Source organism: Entomomonas sp. E7T21, assembly GCF_058693955.1.
Genome location: NZ_CP191672.1, coordinates 2726842 through 2747003 on the forward strand (window position 1 = coordinate 2726842; position 20162 = coordinate 2747003).

Annotated in this window: 16 protein-coding genes and 1 riboswitch; of the genes, 6 read left to right on the top strand and 10 right to left on the bottom strand. The window is 35.8% G+C overall.

What is annotated here, in order from left to right:
• The first annotated feature begins 155 nt into the window (after positions 1–155).
• Complete coding sequence (dacB, locus tag ACQVD9_RS12890) at positions 156–1628, top strand: D-alanyl-D-alanine carboxypeptidase/D-alanyl-D-alanine endopeptidase (RefSeq protein WP_264746353.1); 1473 nt, start codon at positions 156–158, stop codon at positions 1626–1628.
• A 190-nt stretch (positions 1629–1818) separates the two neighbouring features.
• On the opposite strand, the gene corA is transcribed toward dacB, so the two are convergent.
• Positions 1819–2784, bottom strand: coding sequence for a magnesium/cobalt transporter CorA (gene corA / locus ACQVD9_RS12895; RefSeq protein WP_264746354.1), 966 nt, complete (start codon positions 2782–2784; stop codon positions 1819–1821).
• A gap of 117 nt (positions 2785–2901) precedes the next feature.
• On the opposite strand from corA, the gene ACQVD9_RS12900 reads away from it, so the two are divergent.
• Complete coding sequence (locus ACQVD9_RS12900; protein ID WP_264746355.1) at positions 2902–5085, top strand: heavy metal translocating P-type ATPase; 2184 nt, start codon at positions 2902–2904, stop codon at positions 5083–5085.
• Between the two features lie 94 nt (positions 5086–5179).
• Here ACQVD9_RS12900 and ACQVD9_RS12905 read toward each other — a convergent pair whose 3' ends face one another.
• The 7 genes from ACQVD9_RS12905 to thiI form a co-directional block, all read right to left on the bottom strand.
• Positions 5180–6097: a LysR family transcriptional regulator gene (locus tag ACQVD9_RS12905; RefSeq protein WP_264746356.1), complete on the bottom strand. Its 918-nt coding sequence runs from the start codon at positions 6095–6097 to the stop codon at positions 5180–5182.
• 410 nt (positions 6098–6507) lie between these two features.
• Complete coding sequence (locus ACQVD9_RS12910; protein WP_264746357.1) at positions 6508–7209, bottom strand: glutathione S-transferase family protein; 702 nt, start codon at positions 7207–7209, stop codon at positions 6508–6510.
• Between the two features lie 132 nt (positions 7210–7341).
• Complete coding sequence (gene dsdA, locus ACQVD9_RS12915) at positions 7342–8700, bottom strand: D-serine ammonia-lyase (RefSeq protein WP_264746358.1); 1359 nt, start codon at positions 8698–8700, stop codon at positions 7342–7344.
• A gap of 15 nt (positions 8701–8715) precedes the next feature.
• Positions 8716–10056, bottom strand: a complete 1341-nt coding sequence (locus ACQVD9_RS12920) for a GntP family permease (RefSeq protein ID WP_264746359.1) — start codon at positions 10054–10056, stop codon at positions 8716–8718.
• Positions 10057–10327: 271 nt separating this feature from the next.
• Positions 10328–11332 (bottom strand): DNA-binding transcriptional regulator DsdC, encoded by a 1005-nt coding sequence (gene dsdC, locus ACQVD9_RS12925; RefSeq protein WP_264746360.1) that lies wholly within the window; start codon positions 11330–11332, stop codon positions 10328–10330.
• Positions 11333–11495: 163 nt separating this feature from the next.
• Entirely contained in the window at positions 11496–13313 is a 1818-nt protein-coding gene (gene typA / locus ACQVD9_RS12930) for a translational GTPase TypA (protein ID WP_264746361.1), read from the bottom strand.
• Between the two features lie 113 nt (positions 13314–13426).
• The gene (thiI, locus tag ACQVD9_RS12935; RefSeq protein WP_264746362.1) at positions 13427–14878 is read right to left on the bottom strand and encodes a tRNA uracil 4-sulfurtransferase ThiI; all 1452 of its coding nucleotides are present in this window, start codon (positions 14876–14878) and stop codon (positions 13427–13429) included.
• A 135-nt stretch (positions 14879–15013) separates the two neighbouring features.
• Here thiI and ACQVD9_RS12940 point away from each other — a divergent pair, with 135 nt between their 5' ends.
• Positions 15014–15409 (top strand): PA3611 family quorum-sensing-regulated virulence factor, encoded by a 396-nt coding sequence (locus tag ACQVD9_RS12940; protein ID WP_264746363.1) that lies wholly within the window; start codon positions 15014–15016, stop codon positions 15407–15409.
• A gap of 3 nt (positions 15410–15412) precedes the next feature.
• On the opposite strand, the gene ACQVD9_RS12945 is transcribed toward ACQVD9_RS12940, so the two are convergent.
• Positions 15413–15724 carry a YqfO family protein gene (locus ACQVD9_RS12945; RefSeq protein WP_264746364.1) on the bottom strand — a complete coding sequence of 104 codons (312 nt, stop codon included), beginning with the start codon at positions 15722–15724 and terminating at the stop codon, positions 15413–15415.
• Between the two features lie 166 nt (positions 15725–15890).
• Between ACQVD9_RS12945 and ACQVD9_RS12950 the strand changes: the two genes are divergently transcribed.
• A complete protein-coding gene (locus tag ACQVD9_RS12950) occupies positions 15891–16376 on the top strand; it encodes a GNAT family N-acetyltransferase (RefSeq protein ID WP_413774160.1) in 486 nt (161 codons plus the stop codon).
• Here ACQVD9_RS12950 and xseA read toward each other — a convergent pair.
• Positions 16373–17755 (bottom strand): exodeoxyribonuclease VII large subunit, encoded by a 1383-nt coding sequence (gene xseA / locus ACQVD9_RS12955; RefSeq protein ID WP_264746365.1) that lies wholly within the window; start codon positions 17753–17755, stop codon positions 16373–16375. The genes ACQVD9_RS12950 and xseA overlap by 4 nt on opposite strands.
• A gap of 165 nt (positions 17756–17920) precedes the next feature.
• A riboswitch (yybP-ykoY riboswitch) is annotated at positions 17921–18085 on the top strand.
• A gap of 23 nt (positions 18086–18108) precedes the next feature.
• On the opposite strand from xseA, the gene ACQVD9_RS12960 reads away from it, so the two are divergent.
• On the top strand, positions 18109–18678 hold the full coding sequence (locus ACQVD9_RS12960) for a TMEM165/GDT1 family protein (RefSeq protein WP_264746366.1): 570 nt from the start codon (positions 18109–18111) through the stop codon (positions 18676–18678).
• A 202-nt stretch (positions 18679–18880) separates the two neighbouring features.
• Positions 18881–20113 carry a serine hydrolase domain-containing protein gene (locus ACQVD9_RS12965; protein WP_264746367.1) on the top strand — a complete coding sequence of 411 codons (1233 nt, stop codon included), beginning with the start codon at positions 18881–18883 and terminating at the stop codon, positions 20111–20113.
• Positions 20114–20162: the final 49 nt, after the last annotated feature.

Here is a 20162-nt window from a genome sequence, read left to right on the forward strand (position 1 = left end):
CTTTATAGACTGTTCAATAACGGACAGTCTACATTCTTTATTAAAAAATATTTACTTATTAAACCTTTTGCTAGCTTTACAGGTCTAATACCAGTCATTAAGATGATCAATTAACTTTTATAAATAAAATATTCTAACTATACATTGAGTTGCTCATGACTAGCTTATTTCGTGTTACTTCTCTCGCTATATTATTTTCGTTTACTACACTCTTAGCAGCTGCGCCAGCAACAAATACTACTTTCTCACAAAACATTAATAAATCCTTGGCTTCCAATAAAATACCGCCTGAGGCTTTATCACTAGTAGCTATTCCATTAACGGGTAAAGGTAAAGCTACCTATGTTAATGCAGACGTTTCCATGAATCCTGCATCAACCATGAAGCTATTCACTACCTATGCTGCTTTAGAATTATTAGGGCCAAATTTCCATTGGCGTACTGCTTTCTTTACTGATGGCGAAGTCAAAGATGGTGTAGTGCATGGTAACCTTTATTTAAAAGGTGGCGGTGATCCTAAATTAAATATGGAAAGACTTTGGTTGCTTCTAAGAGAACTACGAAATAACGGTGTAAAATCAGTAACAGGGCATTTAATTCTCGATCGTAACTATTTTAATATGCCAGAAGAAAAGGTTTTCTTAGACGATAGCAACGAAAGCTATCGCCCTTACCTAGTATCTCCTGATTCTTTATTAATTAATTTCAAAGTTATTCGTATTATCAGTCATACCGATAATCAAAAAGTTCAAGTTGTTGTTGAACCACCATTAAAAGATGTTCACCTTGTTAATAATCTACAAATTATTAAACCTAAAGCGAAAGGCCGTTGCCCTACTATTCCTGATATTGAATACGATCCAGTTACACAAGCCAACGGCACTGTAACACTCACTATTTCAGGTAATATTGTTGAAGACTGTACAGTCCAAAAATATATTTCACTGTTTGATCATGACCGTTACGCGATTAATATTGTTCGCTCATTCTGGCAAGAACTAGGCGGCAAAATTAGTGGTAAAAACTCTATTGGAACTATGCCTAAAGATGCCAAACTATTAGCTGTAGTTTGGTCACCTGACTTAGTAGAAGTAATTAGAGATATTAATAAGTTTAGTAATAACACCATGGCTAAACAATTATTTTTAACTATTGGTGCTAGAAATCGCAAAGCCACTGATGAGGATGATGCCGCAGCAGCTTACCGTACAATTTATGAATGGCTTATTAGTAAAGGCGTAAACTCTAATCAATTAAAAATGGAGAATGGTTCAGGCCTTTCTAGAGAAGAGCGTATTACTGCAAGAGAAATGTCAGAATTACTAAAAATGGCTTGGAAAAGTCCCTACTCAGCAGAGTTTATTTCATCTATGCCAATTATCGGTGTTGATGGAACTATGCACAAACGTTTAAGAAAAACTGATTTAAAGGGCAAAGGCCATATTAAAACAGGTACATTAAACAATGTAAGGGCTATTGCAGGTTATATTCGTGATAAACATAACGACACATGGGCGATAGTAGCAATTTTAAATGATCCTAAACCTTGGGGAGCTGCTGAGGTACTTGATGATATCTTACTAGATTTCTATGATCCTACAGTAACATCATTACCCCGTACAAAATAGCAAGCTCATCATTTAGGCTGTTTTTATTTTATAAATTTGAAATAAAACAGCCTTTTTGCTACCCACTCTATTCCATCTGAAAAACAGTGTTTAATAAAGATCAATCAAATATAGCTTGTTGAGAAATAACAAGTTCATCTAAAAGTATATTATTACCATAACCTTAATACACTGTGTCTTTATTTTAATATTAAAGCCATTTTTTAATCTTAAACCAGATATAACAGCCCAGTGATGACAGCACCATTAATACAATACTAATTGGATAACCAAACTTAAAGTCTAGCTCTGGCATATCATGAAAGTTCATACCATAAATAGTACCCACTAAAGTAGGTGGTAAAAATAACACTGCAGCAATTGAAAATACCTTAATAATGCTATTTTGCTCAATATTAATTAATCCCAATGTAGCATCTAATAAGAAAGTAATTTCACTGGACATTCTGGCATGATATTCAGTTAATGAGCCAATATCTTGTTCAATCGCTTTTATCTGCGCCTTACTTGCAGGAGTTAGCCAATCAGTAGATTGTTTACAAAAAATTAGCATTCGTCGAATACTTAATAAACTATCACTTAATTTAGCTAACAAAGAGTTATATTTACCTAACTGTTTGACTGTACGTTGTAAACCTTCAGTATGCTGCCCCTCTGACTCATCGAAAATATCTCTTGAAAGGCTATTCAAGTTATCTTGTAACTTTTCAAGAATATCAGCAATTCGATCAACAACCGCATCAACTAATACCATCATCAGCACATCTGTTGTTTTAAAAACCTGTGGCTGACGTGCATATTGTGTTTCAAAAGAACGAAATGAGGTTAATTCACCATAATGTGCACACACCAGTTGCTTCTTATTGAGGATAAATGATAGCTCTGTGAGAGAGGGGTTCATATTTTGACTACCACTGACCACTGAAACAATCATACAAAGACTGTCTTTATTCTCAAAAAAACGTGAAGAATCTTCAATTTCAGCCATTTCTTCAGGAGATGGAATCTCAATATCTAAGCTTGATTCAATAAAATGCTCTTCTTCAGGCTTAGGACGCAATAAATCAATCCATATAGTATTAGCAGGAATTGCTTCTAAATCTTGAGCCACCTGTGTTTTTAATAATCCATTTTCAAGGTAATGATATGTAATCATAAAGATATCGTACTTATTAGTTAATGAAAATTATAAAATAGCTTGACCCTATAGTTACTATAAGGTTTTTAATAGATTATAAGATATAATACTGTCTATTAAAAATGGGACAAACCTATGACCAACCATACCCATCATCATGCCTGTGAGCATAAACATAACCATTTAGAAAATAAAGTAAAATCTACTGACAAGATAGATTTTTCTATTTCCCAACTACGCTGGGATAGTCTACTTATTCAAGATATGGACTGTCCAACGGAAGAACGCCTTATTCGTGACAAGTTTAAGGGGGTTAATGCCATAGAACAATTAGAATTTAATCTTATAAAACGGGTATTAAAGGTTCGTCATAGTTATACCTCTATTGAACCTCTACAACATATGATCAGTGAACTAGGTATGCAAGCTGTGCCCTATGATAATAGCCAAATATTGCATGTAAATACCTCCTACAAATCCACTATCATGCTTATTATTGCAGGCTTTTTAGCCTTTACCGCAGAAATAATGCATTATTTAGCCATGCCTACATTAATAGTGGCTATTATCTCTCTTATTACTATTGCATTCGTAGGTATCCCCACTTATTACAAAGGTTTTATTGCCCTCAAAAATAAAGCACTTAATATTAATGCACTCATGAGTATTGCTGTTACAGGTGCTATATTTATTGGACAATGGCCTGAAGCTGCTATGGTAATAGTCCTTTTCACATTGGCTGAATATATTGAAACACTGTCTTTACAACGTGCTCGTAATGCTATTAGCGAGTTATTACAACTAGCGCCAACTACCGCAGAAGTTGAGCAAGTTGATGGTTCTTGGCAAACAATTGCTGCTGAACAAATCACGTTAGACAGTATTATTCGTGTTAAACCAGGTCAACGAGTAGCGCTTGATGGAGAAATAATTAATGGTCAAACGACTATTGATCAGTCAGCAATCACAGGAGAAAGTATGCCTGTTGAAAAAACTGTGGGCGATCCTGTCTTTGCTGGTACTGTTAATGGCAACCAAGCTTTTACTTTTAAAGTAACACGTATTGCTAATGATACAACTCTTGCTCGCATTATCCAGCGTGTTGAAGAAGCTCAAAGTAGTCGTGCTCCCACACAACGTTTTGTAGATCAGTTCTCTAAATACTATACCCCTATTGTTGTTGCTATAGCCTTATTGATTGCATTAATTACTATTCCTGTATGGGTCTATACAAACCAGTTTACGATTGATTGGATTTATAAAGCATTAGTATTATTGGTAATTGCTTGCCCTTGTGCACTAGTTATTTCCACCCCTGTTACTATAGTTAGTGGCCTAACTCGAGCAGCAAAATTAGGTATATTAATTAAAGGCGGGACTTATCTTGAACAAGGTAATAAATTACAGTGGTTAGCAGTTGATAAAACAGGCACATTAACTGCTGGTAAGCCATCACAAACTGATTATCAAGTACTTACTGATATTAATGCTCAACAAATAGCTGGTAGTCTAGCTAACCATTCAGATCACCCAGTATCTATGGCTATTGCTCAAGCTACCAAGTTACCTTTACTCACTGTAGAAAATTTTGCAGCAATCCTTGGACAAGGTACGCAAGGTATTATTAATAGTGAGCAATATTACTTGGGTAATTATCGATTAATTCGAGAACTAGGGTTAGCTACAGATGAACTAACCCATAAGTTACAATTGCTTGAAAAAGAGGGTAAAACCACCACTTTATTAGCTACATCAACTCAAGTAATTGCTATTTTTGCTGTAGCAGATACTTTAAAAGAAACCAGTAAACAGGCTATTAATGATCTTCACCGCTTAGGTATTAAAGTGATGATGTTAACAGGTGATAATCAATATACTGCTAATACCATCGCCCAACAAGTTGGTATTGATGAAGTTAAAGCAGATTTGTTGCCTGATGATAAGTTAACTGCTATAGAATCTAAAATTAAACAAGGTCAAACCATTGGTATGGTAGGTGACGGTATAAATGATACCCCTGCACTAGCACGATCTGATATTGGTTTTGCAATGGGAGCAGCAGGTACTGATACAGCAATAGAAACAGCTGATATTGCTTTAATGGATGACGATTTAAGAAAACTACCCTTGTTTATTCGCTTATCCAAAGCTACACGTCATATTCTTGTACAAAATATAAGTTTTGCTATTGGTATAAAGCTACTTTTCCTAATTATTACGCTATTAGGTTACGGTACACTCTGGATGGCTATATTTGCGGATATTGGTGTCAGTCTATTAGTAGTATTTAATGGCCTTAGGTTACTTATGTTCAAATAACTACTTATTTTTCTTAATGCCCAGCACCTGCATAGTTACCACCCTAAAAACGCACTGCAGGTGAATCTGGGTTAAGTTCCTCATTTTTTTGTTATTAATTACGGGAAGCCACTACTTGTGGTGTCAAATAAGTCCGCCTAAAATACTCTTGGAAACAACGTCTACTTGGTGTCATTTCCATGTTTTCTGACCGTGCCAAACCAATGCTTAAAGATGGAACAGGCGTTACTAGATTTTTAGTAACAATACGTCTCCCTTCTAGAGACCATGGTCTATAAACCATATCAGACAATATAGTTATACCAGACTCATTAGCTACCATATTCCTTATTGCCTCAATAGAAATAGTTGTTAAACGAATATTTAATGAGTGATTGTGTTGTTTCCAGTATTTCTCACTCACTTGTTCGGCTTCAGCTACATTTAAAAGAATATAAGGTTCATCTGCAATATCTGCAAAACTAATACTATCTTTCTCTGCTAAAGGATGTTTAGCAGGCAACCATAAATGTCTTGGGGAATTTAATAAGTTTTCTATTACTATTTTATCTGAATCAATATTAGAAGCAGAAACTATTGACATATCATACTGGCCATTAACTAACCCTTTCTCTATTTCCTTATGAGTGCACTCATGTAGCTTAATGGTTAAATTAGGATAAGCTAAAGATAATCGTTTTATATGATAAGGTAAAACATAACCTATTATTGTAAAGCTAGCTGCAATATTTAAAGTTCCAGTAATTGCATTAGTGGGAACAGGATCATTTATTGCATCTTCTACTGCCCCTAAAATAGCATAAGCATGATTTAAAAAATGTCGACCACTATCTGTTAAAACCATACCTTGTGGGGTACGTACAAACAACTGTGCATTTAAAATTCTTTCCAACTCTTGAATAGCTGTAGTCACTGATGACTGGGAGATATTTAAATAAATTGCAGCTTGTGAAACTTGGCCTATTTCTGCTGCTGCCACAAAATACTTAATTTGTCGTAATGAAAGAGGCATTATTACCACCATTATCTGATTTTCAGAATGCTTACTATCTAATAATCATTCTTTTCAATAATACTTTGATAGTGTATTGTACTTATCCATAGGATCATACTAGTTTTACTAATCCAAAGTTGTATTTTTTCAGCTTAAAAAACTAGTTAAAATGATACTAGAATTGATGATGCTCTAAATAATATAGTTATTTTTTCATGTTGGATAACTATTTTTTTAAGCATATCAATTGAGTTATTTAATTATTAATATACGTTTATTATATAAGTAGTAAACCATAATAATTAAATTAGCTCATTGGCAAAAATTAACACTTCTGTGTAGGCTTGCCTCCCTGTTTAAGCAAAATAATCTCTCATGCTAAAAACAAAAGAAATCCCCAGTTCGCTGGGGATTTCTTTATGTATTTTTTAATTATCAGCTTGCAAACGATAAGGCTCTAACACAGCTAAAAAATCATGTTCATTCTTAGCATCATTCTGCCAAGCCATTACACTAGGTAATGCTTCTATGCGACTAACATATTGTTCCACAAGCTCAGGTAATGCTATTTGATAGGTACGAAAACGAGCACATATTGGCGCATAAAAAGCATCGATAATTGAAAACTCACCACATAATAAGGGACCATTTGACTGACTTAACAAACCTGACCAAAGGCAAAATATTCTTTCTATATCAGTCACTACATTTGATTGATCCCTTAATATTAATTTACCCTGCTTCGCTAGAGAAGCCTCTATATTAAATGTTAATGCACTGCGTAACGCCATAAAGCCACTATGCATTTCTGCACAAGCACTTCGCGCTTTAGCACGCAAGACAAGATCACTAGGCCAAAGCTGTTTATCAGGATGTTGCTCTGCCAAATATTCACAAATAGCTAAAGAATCCCAAACAGCTAAATCACCTTGTTCATGATCAATTAATAACGGTACTTTACCTGTAGGGCTTACGGCACTCATCGATCGCTTAAAAGCTGAATCAGGATTACGGTAATCCATACGTAATTTAACTTCCGTAAACTCAATGCCAGCCTGCTTCATCAATATCCAAGGGCGCATAGACCATGAAGAATAATTTTTATTGCCAATATAAAGTGAATAACGCATCTTTATCCCCTATCAATAAATGAATAACTTCTATTCTAACAGCAATTATTTACAACTATCTTACTGTTAATTATTTTTCATAAAATGAAAATCCCCAGCTATGCTGAGGATTTTAGTTGTTGACGTAAATGATTAATTATCTTGCTTAAGTAAGTTTTCACCTTTTTCAATATACTGCTTCATTTCAGCTTCTGGCACCATACTACCACCTGTTACCCAAGCGATATGAGTAGCTTGCTGTAATTGTTCAGGAGTAAATTTCATCCGCTCAATATATTGCTTATCGCGCAATACATCATATATACCAGGAATACCCGCAGCAGCTGAAGGTTCTATATAGATCTTTTCTTGCTGTGCTAATAATGCTAATAAACGGTACATTTCATCATCATCTAACGTGAAATAACCATCTAATAGATATTGCATCGCCTTACCAACAAATCCAGAAGGACGACCTACTGCTAAACCATCAGCAGCAGTCATATTATCTATACCAAAATCTTGTACTGAGGTTTTGTCATGTAATCCTGTATACACACCTAAAAACATACAAGGGGCATGAGTAGGCTCACTAAAAACACAATGTACTGCATCACCAAACTGAGCTTTTAAACCAAAAGCAACACCACCTGGCCCACCACCGACACCACAAGGTAGATAGATAAATAATGGATGATCTTGATCCACTTTTACAGATAATGCTTGCAATTGGCCAGCCAAACGATAGGCGGCAACAGCATAACCCAAGAATAAATTTTTAGAGTTTTCATCATCCACAAAATAACACATAGGATCATTTTCAGCCTCTTTACGACCCTTAGCAACGGCCTCAGAATAATCAGAGTCATATTCAACTACATTAACACCATGTGCTCTTAATTTATCCTTTTTCCACTGTCGTGCGTCTGCTGACATATGCACGCTGGCTTTAAAACCTAACTTAGCGCTCATAATACCGATAGACAAGCCAAGATTACCTGTCGATCCTACTGCTACTGCATATTGAGAGAAAAACGCCTTAAACTCAGGATCTGCTAACTTACTATAATCATCTGTTAATGCTAACTTCCCTGCTTTAATAGCTAATTCTTCTGCATGTTTTAACACTTCATAAATACCACCACGAGCTTTAATAGAACCACTAATGGGTAAATGACTATCAAGTTTTAACCATAAATTTCCTGATGAAGTCGCCTGATAATGTTTATCTAGTGCTTGTTGATAATTAGGTACAGCGATTAAAGGAGATTCTAAAATCCCTAATTGATGCCTAGTCTCAGGAAAAACTTTGGCCAAATAAGGACTAAAACGTTTTAGCCTTGCAGCAGCATCCTTAATATCTTCAACTGTAAGACCAACATCAGGTAAAGCTTCAACAGTTTTCTTAACAGCAGGATTAAACCAAGTAGCTTCTCGTAATTTTACTAAGTCTTCAATCAATGGGTAATCTTTGTACCATTGTTCTAATGTTTTACCATGAATCTCTTTCATTTTATTACCCTCAAGCTAAAGAAACATATTCAATAACAAAGCACCACCTAATCCTGTAATAGAAGCAAGCGTTGTAGCTACTGTTAATCGTTTAATAGTTTCAGTCATTGTTAACCCTAAATACTCTTTAACCAACCAGAAAAAGCTGTCTGTTACTTGAGTTAAAGCAATAGCACCCGCACCAATAGCAATGGCCATCACTTCTGGTTTTAATTCAGGGTGACCAGATAGCATTGGTAATACAATACCTGCTGCGCTGATCATAGCTACCGTAGCTGAACCTACAGCAAAATGAAGTAAAGCTGCAATTAACCAAGCTAAAACTACTGGACTAATTGGCAATGTAGAAAGTGCTTCCTTCAAACCATTACCCACACCACTGACACTTAACACTTCACTAAAAGCACCGCCAGCACCAATGATAAGTAGAATACCCGCTATGGGCGTAAAACCTTTTTCTGAAATACTTAATAACTCAGTTAAATTAAGCCCTCTTGCTAAACCTAAACTCCAATAAGCAAAAAATACGGAAATTAATAACGCCGTAATGGGATTACCTATAAAAGAAATCATTGGCATTAATGCAGAGTCTTTAGCTACCCAAATCACTAATAATGTTTTACCTACCATAATAAGCAGTGGTAATAAGATAGTGAAAAGAGTAATCCCAAAACCGGGTAATTGTTTATTTAAAGAAGCTGCTGTAGTTGCTGTCATTTGATCATTAGGCTCATTATCTAGCACATTACGACAGAAAAACTTAACAAAAAGAGGTCCCCCAACAATTGCGCAAGGAAGACCAACTAATAAACCAAATACAATAACTTTACCAATATCTGCACCTAATGTAGCAGCAATAGACATGGCAGCAGGATGTGGAGGTACAATACAATGTACTGTCATTAATGATACAGCCAGTGGCAAACCTACTTTCAAACGTGAAATACCAGCATCTTTAGCCACTACCAGTACCAAGGGGACTAATAATACAAAACCTACCTCAACAAACACGGGTATACCTGCAATAAAACCAACAAGCATCATTACCCATGTTGCCCGGGATTTACCCAACTTATCTAGTAAGGTACTTGCAATACGTTCAGCACCACCAGAGACTTCCAACATCTTTCCTAAAATAGCACCAAATCCAATAATTAAGGTTAAAAATCCTAATGTACCACCTACCCCTTTCTCAACCACATCAGGAATACTATCAATAGGCATCCCTGTAGTAATACCAACAAAAAACGCAGCCAACACTAAAGCAATAGAAGCATGTAATTTACATTTCACAATTAGTATGACAATCATTGCAATAGCAACGATTAAAATACCAACTAACATGGTAGTTGACATAAAGTATTTCCCCCAAGTATTCAATTTTAAGTAATTAGCTAACTAAAAATCTTCCACAAAAACATCATACTTACTTAAAAGTAGGGCAACAAAAGATAAATTTGCAGTACATAACTGAATATTTTTCATCTGTAGACCTATATCACTCTTTATTAGAATTAAATTAAAGAACTAGTTATATAGGTATTTATCTTGCTAGGAGGATTAGCATGTTAAATGCTTAATGCTTTTTAAAACTCAAAATATTAATTTATAGGAGAAATTATTATATTTAAAAAGAACCCACATGTTCTTTATCACTTTGCGCACCTTGCTGTTTGATCCAATCTAAAAACACACTTAATTTAGGTGGAATATGTTGTAGTCTTGGCCACACAAGATAATAATGAAAATGAGTTTTTAATGCTGGAATTGCAAAAGGTGTTATTAGCCGACCTGTTGCTAACCAGTTATGTACTAAATGTAAACGCCCCATAGCAACCCCTGTATGATAAATAGCAGCATAGGCGGCTGATCTAGAACTATCAAATGTAATGACTGAACGACTATTTGGTAATTCTATGTGCATTTGTTTACACCAAATATGCCACTCTGCATCCAAAGCTGCAAAATGCCATGCTTTGGCATCATGTAATAGAGTACACTTTGCTAGATTTTCTGGTTGGTTAATTAAATTATACTGAGCTGCATAAGTTTGACTGCATACAGGAAAAATCTCTTCTTCCATAAAGCATTCACTATTAAAACCTGGAAAATGCCCATTACTGTAATAAAGTGCTACATCAATAGCTTGCGATTGAAAATTAGCCTGTTCATTACCTGTCCGAATATTTAATTGGATTGCTGGATAGCGTTGAGTAAAATCGACTAACCGAGGAATAAGCCAATCCTCAGCAACACTGGGATGAGAGAAAATATTTAATGAACCAGATAATTCATTACTGCGAATATCCTGAATTTCTAGATTAATTTTAGCAAAGCTATCTTTTAATACGCCGTATAAACGTTCCCCTTCATTCGTTAATTTTATTTTACGAGCAAAACGATGAAATAATAAAAAACCTAGTTGTTTCTCCAATTTACCGATACGATGGCTAACCGCACTAGGTGATAAATATAAGTTTTCTGCAGCTGCTTGAAAGCTTAGAGAACGTGCAGCATAAATGAAAGTTTGTAAATTAATTAAGTATTGATCATTTAATATTGTCTTCTGATTTAATAAACTCTGATCCAATGCCCCAACCTTCGTTTTATCCACTGCAAAAGGCTCTTTCATATCTTTACCAACCTACATTTAAAAGGAGACTTTTACCTATCAATCAACCATGACTCAATATACAATTTAATTAAACACTAATTATTGTTTTATAACATTAAATTTTAAGGCATCTATAAAAAAATCCCCAGACTATGCTGGGGATTTTTTAACTAAACTAACTTTAGTCTTTGCTACGCTCGGCACGTTTACGATCATTCTCATCAAGAATTTTCTTACGTAAGCGGATGGATTTAGGTGTTACTTCCACTAATTCATCATCATCAATAAACTCTAATGCTTGCTCTAAAGTAAACTTGATAGGTGGTACTAATTGAATAGTTTCATCATTACCCGAAGCACGCATATTATCTAGTTTTTTACCTTTAGTAGGGTTAACAACAAGGTCATTACCACGTGAGTGAATACCCACGATCATACCCTCATAACACTCCATACCAGGCTCAACAAATAAACGTCCACGGTCTTGTAAAGTAGTTAATGAGTAGGCCAAGATTTTACCTGCTGCCATAGCTACTAATACACCACTTTGACGATGCTCTACATCACCTTCTTTCATTTTGCCATAGTGGCTAAAAGTGCTGGTTAAAATACCTGTACCTGAAGTCATGGTTAAGAATTGGTTACGAAAGCCAATTAAGCCACGTGAAGGTACTGTATATTCTAAACGAACGCGACCTTTACCGTCAGGAATCATATTCGAGAGATCACCTTTACGTAATCCCATTTGTTCCATAATAGCGCCTTGATGTTGTTCTTCAAGGTCAATGGTTACATTCTCATAAGGCTCTTGTTTCTCACCATCTACTTCTTTAATAATCACTTCTGGACGAGATACACCCAACTCAAACCCTTCACGGCGCATACTTTCAATTAATACAGAAAGATGTAACTCACCACGGCCTGAAACTTTGAACTTCTCAGCTGAATCACCTTCTTCAACACGTAAAGCAACGTTATGTAATAACTCTTTCTCTAAACGCTCTTTGATATTACGGCTAGTAACAAATTTACCTTCTTTACCAGCAAAAGGAGAGTCATTTACTTGGAAAGTCATACTTACAGTAGGTTCATCTACTGTTAAGGCTGGCATAGCTTCAACATTTTGTGGGTCACACAAAGTATCAGAAATAAATAGTTGATCAAAACCATTAATACAAACAATATCACCTGCTTGTGCTTCTTCTACATCAACACGATGTAAACCATGGTAGCCCATAATTTTTAAGATACGACCATTACGTTTTTTACCGTTCATATCAATAGCAACAACAGGTGAGTTAGCTTTGATCTTACCACGTGCAATACGACCAATACCAATCACGCCTAAATAGCTACTGTAATCCAAAGCAGAAATTTGCATTTGGAATGAACCATCCACATCCACTTTAGGAGCTGGTACACGATCAATAATGGTTTGGAATAAAGGTGTTAAATCTTCTGCCATTTCACTAGGATCAAGCCCTGCAATACCATTTAACGCACTAGCATAAACAATAGGGAAATCTAACTGATCTTCAGTAGCACCTAAGTTATCAAATAAATCAAATACTTGGTCAATCACCCAATCAGGGCGTGCACCAGGACGGTCTACTTTATTAACTACCACAATAGGTCTTAAGCCAGCTTGGAAAGCCTTTTGCGTTACAAAGCGAGTTTGTGGCATAGGGCCATCTACAGCATCAACTAACAATAGAACAGAGTCTACCATTGACATTACACGCTCTACTTCACCACCAAAGTCAGCATGGCCAGGGGTATCTACGATATTAATGTTATAGCCATTCCAACTAATTGCTGTATTTTTAGCTAGAATAGTAATACCACGTTCTTTTTCTTGATCATTACTATCCATCACACGCTCAGAATCTAATTCTTTACGCTCTAATGTGCCCGACTGTCTCAATAATTTATCAACAATGGTTGTTTTTCCATGGTCAACGTGGGCAATAATAGCAATGTTGCGTAAGTTCTCAATCACAATAAAATCTCAAATAAAAATGAATAAAATAAGTTGTTTGGTAACGCTGTTATTTTTAGCAGGTTGTGTCGGGTGGGTGGTGACGATCACTACTTGCAAAATGCATAGAGTATTTAAGGACGATATACACGCACATTAATATGTCCCTCGCTTAATAGGTGGTGTGCATGTAATCTGCTCATTACGCCCTTATCACAATACAGTAAATATTGGCGATTTTCGTCTAATTTGCTAAATTGTTGGTTAATAGCATAGAAAGGTATCTGCTTTACTTCAACCCCTTCTACCACTAATGGCTGATCTTCTGCCTGATCTGGATGACGGATATCTATTACTATTTGCCCTGCAAGTACTTCTGATATTTGCTCAACATTAATATCCTTATCCAACTCTTCCATAATTTGATCAACTGTCACCCACTTAGCCTGGGCAATCGCTTCATCAAGTATTGTAAAATCAAAACGTTGTTCTTCTCTCTCAATACGCTCTGGCTTAGCACGAGTAGTAGGATTAACTGAAATAACACCACAGTACTCTGGCATATGACGCGCATATTCAGCCGTACCAATGTGCTCCGCTGTAGCAATAATATCTTCTTTATGACTGGCCACTAAGGGGCGAATAACTAACATATCCGTTGCTTGATTAATTACTGTTAAATTGGTTAAGGTTTGGCTAGATACTTGAGAAATCGCTTCCCCTGTTACCAACGCAGTTAGCTCATAACGCTTAGCAAGCTGTGTGGCCGCACGTAACATCATACGTTTAAGAATAACACCCATTTGACTGTTATCCACTTTAGTAAGAATTTCGCCCACTACTTGTTCAAAGGGTACGCTAATAAACATCACTCGCTGTGAACTAGCATATTTACTCCACAAGAAATGAGCTACTTCCATTACGCCTAACTCATGAGCACGCCCACCTAAATTAAAAAAACAAAAATGGGGCATTAAACCACGGCGAATCATTTGATAAGCAGCAACAGTAGAGTCATATCCACCTGACATCAGCACTAATACTTGATCTAAAGAGGCCAGTGGATAACCACCTAATCCTTTATAAGATTGTTCAACTAAATAAACATGTTGATCACGAATTTCAAGACGTACTTCAACTTCTGGTTTAGTTAATGATACACCTTTAGGAGAACTGTCTTTTATTAATCCTGCGCCAACTTCTCGCTCCACTTCAACGGAGGTAAAACTGTGTTTACCTGCCCTCTTACAGCGTACGCAGAATGTTTTACCCTTTATTGGCTCAGCAAAATGATATTTACATTTTTCTATCACATCAGCAATATCAACTAATGGATATTCAACCACTTGCAAAAAGGAACCAATACCAGGAATACAACTTAACTTTTCTATTAATTGTGCCTTACTAGCAGAGTCATTCATTGTTGTATTAACTTCGATATAATCCCATTTACTAGTCACACGTATATTAGGATCCAGTTTCTTTAAAACTGAACGTATATTTTTGGCCAACTGATTAACAAATTGCTTACGTACTGGAGTACTTTTAATAGTAATCTCAGCAAAGTACTTAATAATAAATTTCATGGAAATATGATCGAAGCAGGGTACACTGAAAAATAAAGTAGCAAATTATAGCAAAACTTGCCCAGCTATACACGATCTTAATTTAAGGAATAATGTACAATATTGCTAATTTGAATATAACTAGAGGAATTTTCAATGATTCGTAAAAGTATTTTAATTGTTAGCTTGGCATTACCCTTTATGGTAAATGCTGCTTCTTTAAAAGACTACAATTTACATCAAACCCTACAAACTGTAGCTAAAAAAAGTAGTGAAGGTATACCTCGTAAAATTAATGATGACCTAACAGATAAAGGATATACTGTACAGGATAATACCCTCATTAATCGCATTGAAGTATCTGATAAACAAGCAGAAGAAATGCGTAAATTCCCAAATACCATGAGAAGCCAATTAGCCGAAAGTGTTTGTAAAAATGAAGGCTACCGCGATTTATTAAAACGTGGTGCAATTTTAAGCTATCAATTTACTGAAAAAGGCAATAAACCTATTGCTGAAGAATTATTCTTTGCTTCTGATTGTGGCTTATAATTATTAAAAATCTGCTAACTGCCAAACGTCATAAGCTGGTGTTTCATAAGGATGTGCTGCTTTTAAAGCAGCCACTGCCTTAATAATCAGCTCATCAGCTACTACCAACTCCACTCGCCACTCTTCCACATGCTCTAGGCTATTTGCTTTACCAATAAAGGGATTACTACCCTCTAGTGGCTTAAACTGCCCCTTGCCTAATACCTGCCAACAACATTCAGCATAATCACCTATTTGCCCTGCCCCTGTAGCAAAAACTGCTTGCTTAACTTGCTGTAAATGACTTTCAGGCACATAAAAACATAACTTATACATAACCCAATCCCCAACAAAACAATACTAATCATTAAAATGGATAATATATTATGCAGGATATTATTGATTGTTAAAAAGGATTAACTGATAGCAAAATTCCTTGTTAATATGATTGAGCTATAAAAAGAGTATAATCGAACCATAAATTTAATTATGGGTAGTAATAATGCTTATACATCGATCTGTCCAACAGGATGATTTAGCAATCATTTGCCAGTTTCCACAAACACCCGAAGAATTGTTTTTCTTTTATCCTAAAGCAGACTATCCCTTAACTGTGGAACAGTTGATGTTAGCGATTGATCAACGCACCCACGCCACTGTTATAGAAAAAGATCGAGAAATAGCAGGTTTTGCAGATTTTTACCATTGGGAGTCAGGTGGTTGCTGTAAAATAGGCAATGTTATAATAAATCCTAAATTACGTGGTCAAGGAATTGCTAAATACCTTATGAAAACCATGACTCGTAAAGCGCGTGAACACTACCAAGCAAATCAAGTACAGGTTTCTTGTTTTAATGAAAACTCTGCTGCACTGTTACTTTATAAACAATTAGGTTTTACACCTTTTGATATTGAGGAACGAATTAATAAACAAGGAAAAAAAGTGGCACTGATTCATTTGGCTTATGAATTAGTTTACGTACTTTAATCCTCTAATAGTGACAAATTAACAGGATATTGTTGATTATCTAATATATTAACTTTTAACTCACCTTTATAGAGTTTAACTGTTAACTTTTGTCCAACTGTAGTTTTTGATGACTCTTGCACAACCTGTCCCTTTTCAGTTAATACAATACTATAACCACGCTCAAGGGTAGCTAATGGGCTAACTATTTGTAATGCTTGTACTTGACTAGCCAACTGTAATTGTACTTGCTTTAATTTATCTTGAATTAAACGTTTTAACTGTTGCCGTAGAACTATAATTTGTTGTTGACTAATTTGTAACTGTTTCTTTGGATGTTGTGCTAATAAACGACTATCTAACTGTGTAATATGTTGGCGATAAGTCAGTAATTGCTGCTTAAAACTTCTTATTAAACGCATTTCTAAATCATCAATACGCTGTGTTTGTTGTTGTAACTGGTCACGAGGATGGCGTAATCTTTTAGTAAATCCATCAACAGTTAATTGATAACGTGTTAAGCGTTCCCTAATAGTTCGTTCTAAACGCTGTTGTAATTGATTAAGCGTTGCCAACCAGTCTTGATGATGAGGTGCTAATAATTCTGCTGCAGCTGAGGGTGTTGGCGCACGTACGTCAGCCACGAAATCAGCAATAGTTACATCTGTTTCATGTCCCACGCCACTGACAATAGGCGTTACACAAGCAGCAATAGCACGTGCAACGACTTCTTCATTAAAACACCATAAATCTTCCAAAGAACCACCGCCTCTGGCTAAAATAATCGCATCAAACTGCTGCTTATCAGCTAGCTGTAACGCTTTAATTATTTGTGCAGTAGCTTCTTTACCCTGCACAGCCGTAGGTACTAATATTAACTCTACTTGTGGTGCACGACGTTTAAATACACTCACAATATCACGAATCACAGCACCTGTTGGCGAAGTAACAATACCTATTCGTTTAGGGTGTTGTGGTAAAGTTTTCTTAATATCAGCAGCAAATAATCCTTCTTGCTCTAGTTTTTTCTGTAATAACTCAAAAGCTAATTTTAACGAACCATCCCCAGCAGGCTCTAAACGCTCAACAATCAGTTGATAATCACCACGCCCTTCAAATATAGAAACTTTACCATAGGCTTTGATGGCTACCCCATCACGTAAAGCCTCCCTTACTCGTAATGCATGCTGGCGAAATAATGCACAACGGATTTGCGCATCTTGATCTTTAAGGGTGAAATAAATATGACCCGATGCTGGCTTTGCTAAGTTAGAAATTTCACCCACAACCCATACGCCTGCAAACACCTCCTCTAACATAGAGCGTGCACAGCGATTTAATTGGGTAACCGTTAATACTTCTTGATTAACGGACAAGCGATTAAAAGGATCAATAGCCATTATTAAAAACTTACTTATACGACTTAAAAATAATAGTTTACTCTAATTAATTTATATATGGATTAGTTTCTATAAAACAGCATAAATTATTTACATAATTTATAAGTAATTTTTGCCAGTTCACAATTAACACTTGCCAAATTAACTTTTTTTAAGGCAAAATGCACCTCGTCCTTAGGGGAGTAGTCTCCAGTTACATTTTAACTGGGTTTACATCAACATACTTGATCCTCCTGATCATGGTGTAAACGACCTAACGGTTTGACAAGACCTATGGCATAGATAACCAGACTTGTTGGGTGGGCTGGTTATATGTGTCATAGTAAAATTGTCCCACCCTTATGGAAAGTCTAATGGAAGCATTCTTAGTTTCTACTGGTATTGTTGCTTTAGCTGAGATGGGTGATAAAACACAACTTCTTGCTTTAGTACTTGCTGCTCGTTTTCGTGCCCCTATTCCCATTATTTTAGGCATTCTATTATCCACATTAGCTAATCATTTTATTGCTGGTGCTGTTGGTCATTGGTTAACAGCTCTTTTCTCACCTACAACACTGAGTTGGATTCTGGCTGCCTGTTTCCTTGCTATGGCCATCTGGATACTAATTCCTGATAAACTAGATGACGATGAAAGTTCTGCTATTAAAAAGTTTGGCCCCTTTGTCGCCACTTTTATTGCTTTCTTTCTCGCTGAAATGGGTGATAAAACTCAAATCGCAACAGTTATGTTAGCTGCCCAATATAATTCTTTATTCTGGGTAGTTGCAGGTACTACAGTAGGCATGATGATAGCCAATGTCCCTGCTGTATTATTAGGTAATTTTAGTGCAGAGAAACTACCATTAAGAGCTATTCATATTGTGGCTGCGCTATTATTTGTAGCAATGGCTGGCTTTGCTATCTATCAAGCAATCACTATCTAGGATTAATGTTCAGGGTAGAAATAGTTAGTTAATTAATTATTTCTACCTTCATTATCAATAAATCTTAGTATTATTTTATAACATTTAATCAGAATATCTTTAGTAGCAACTAATGTAGCCTAATCAAAGAATATATAGGTTTGAACTAACTATTGGCTTATACTGGTCTAAATAACTTACCATAAGCAAAGGGAATAATGTTATGAAGCAATACTCTACAACCCCTATATTTTTTTGGCTATTATTATTTTTATTGCCTACAACTACTTTTGCTAATCAATTAGAGTTAACTGAGCGATTAAATACAGTCATAGATCAAGCAATTGATGAACAACGCATAGTAGGTGCAGTGGTATTAGTAAGCGAGCATGGTGAACTAGTCTACCAACGAGCGGCGGGGTTTGCTGATCGAGAAGCACAGCGCCCTATGACATTAGATACTATCTTTCGTTTATCTTCTGTTAGCAAGCCTCTTGTAACAGCGGCTGCCTTAAAACTTATTGAAGAACACAAAATTAGCTTGGATGATCCTGTTACTAAATACCTACCTAATTTCAAACCAAAGTTGGCTGATGGAACAACACCAATTATTACTATCAAACAATTGCTTACTCATACGGCTGGTTTAAACTATGGTTTTTTTGAAGGCGATACAGGTCCTTATCATCAAGCAAAAGTTTCCGACGGTTTAGATCAACCTGGTTTATCAATGGAAGAAAACTTACAGCGTATTGCCAGTGTACCATTAATTTATAAACCAGGTACTAATTGGAAATACTCCCTTGCTATCGATGTATTAGGAGCGGTATTAAGTAAAGCCACTAATCAACCCTTATCAGAAGTAGTAGCAACTTATGTTACTAAACCCTTAGCCATGCAAGATACTGGCTTTACTACTAATGCTATTGATCGCTTAGCTACACCTTATACTAACGATAATCCAGAACCGCAACCCATGAAAGAACAGACTGAACTACCCATTATGGGAGGAAGTAAGATTTCTTTTGTGCCTAATCGCTATGCTAATCTTAACTCATATCCTTCTGGCGGCGCAGGAATGTTAGGAACTGCTCCAGATTTTATGCACTTTCTTCAAGCCATAGAAGATAATGGTCAACCTATTTTAACTGGCTCTACAGTACAACAAATGTTAAAAGACCAAACCAATGGTTTAGCCCAATCTTATGATTTAGGCTGGAGCTTTGGCTATGGTGGAGCTATTTTAGAAAACCCTACATTAGCTAAGACACCGCAATCACAAGGAACTATACAATGGGGTGGTGTTTATGGTCATAATTGGTTTTACGATCCTGTAAAAAAAATAGCAGTTGTTATTTTCACTAATACTGCATTAGAAGGAATGTATGGACAATTCCCTAATGATATTAGGGATGCTGTTTACAATAGCTACTCAAACTCAACCATAGAAAAATAATTCTGCAATAAAAAAGGACTAACCTTAGTTAGTCCTTTTTTATTAATAC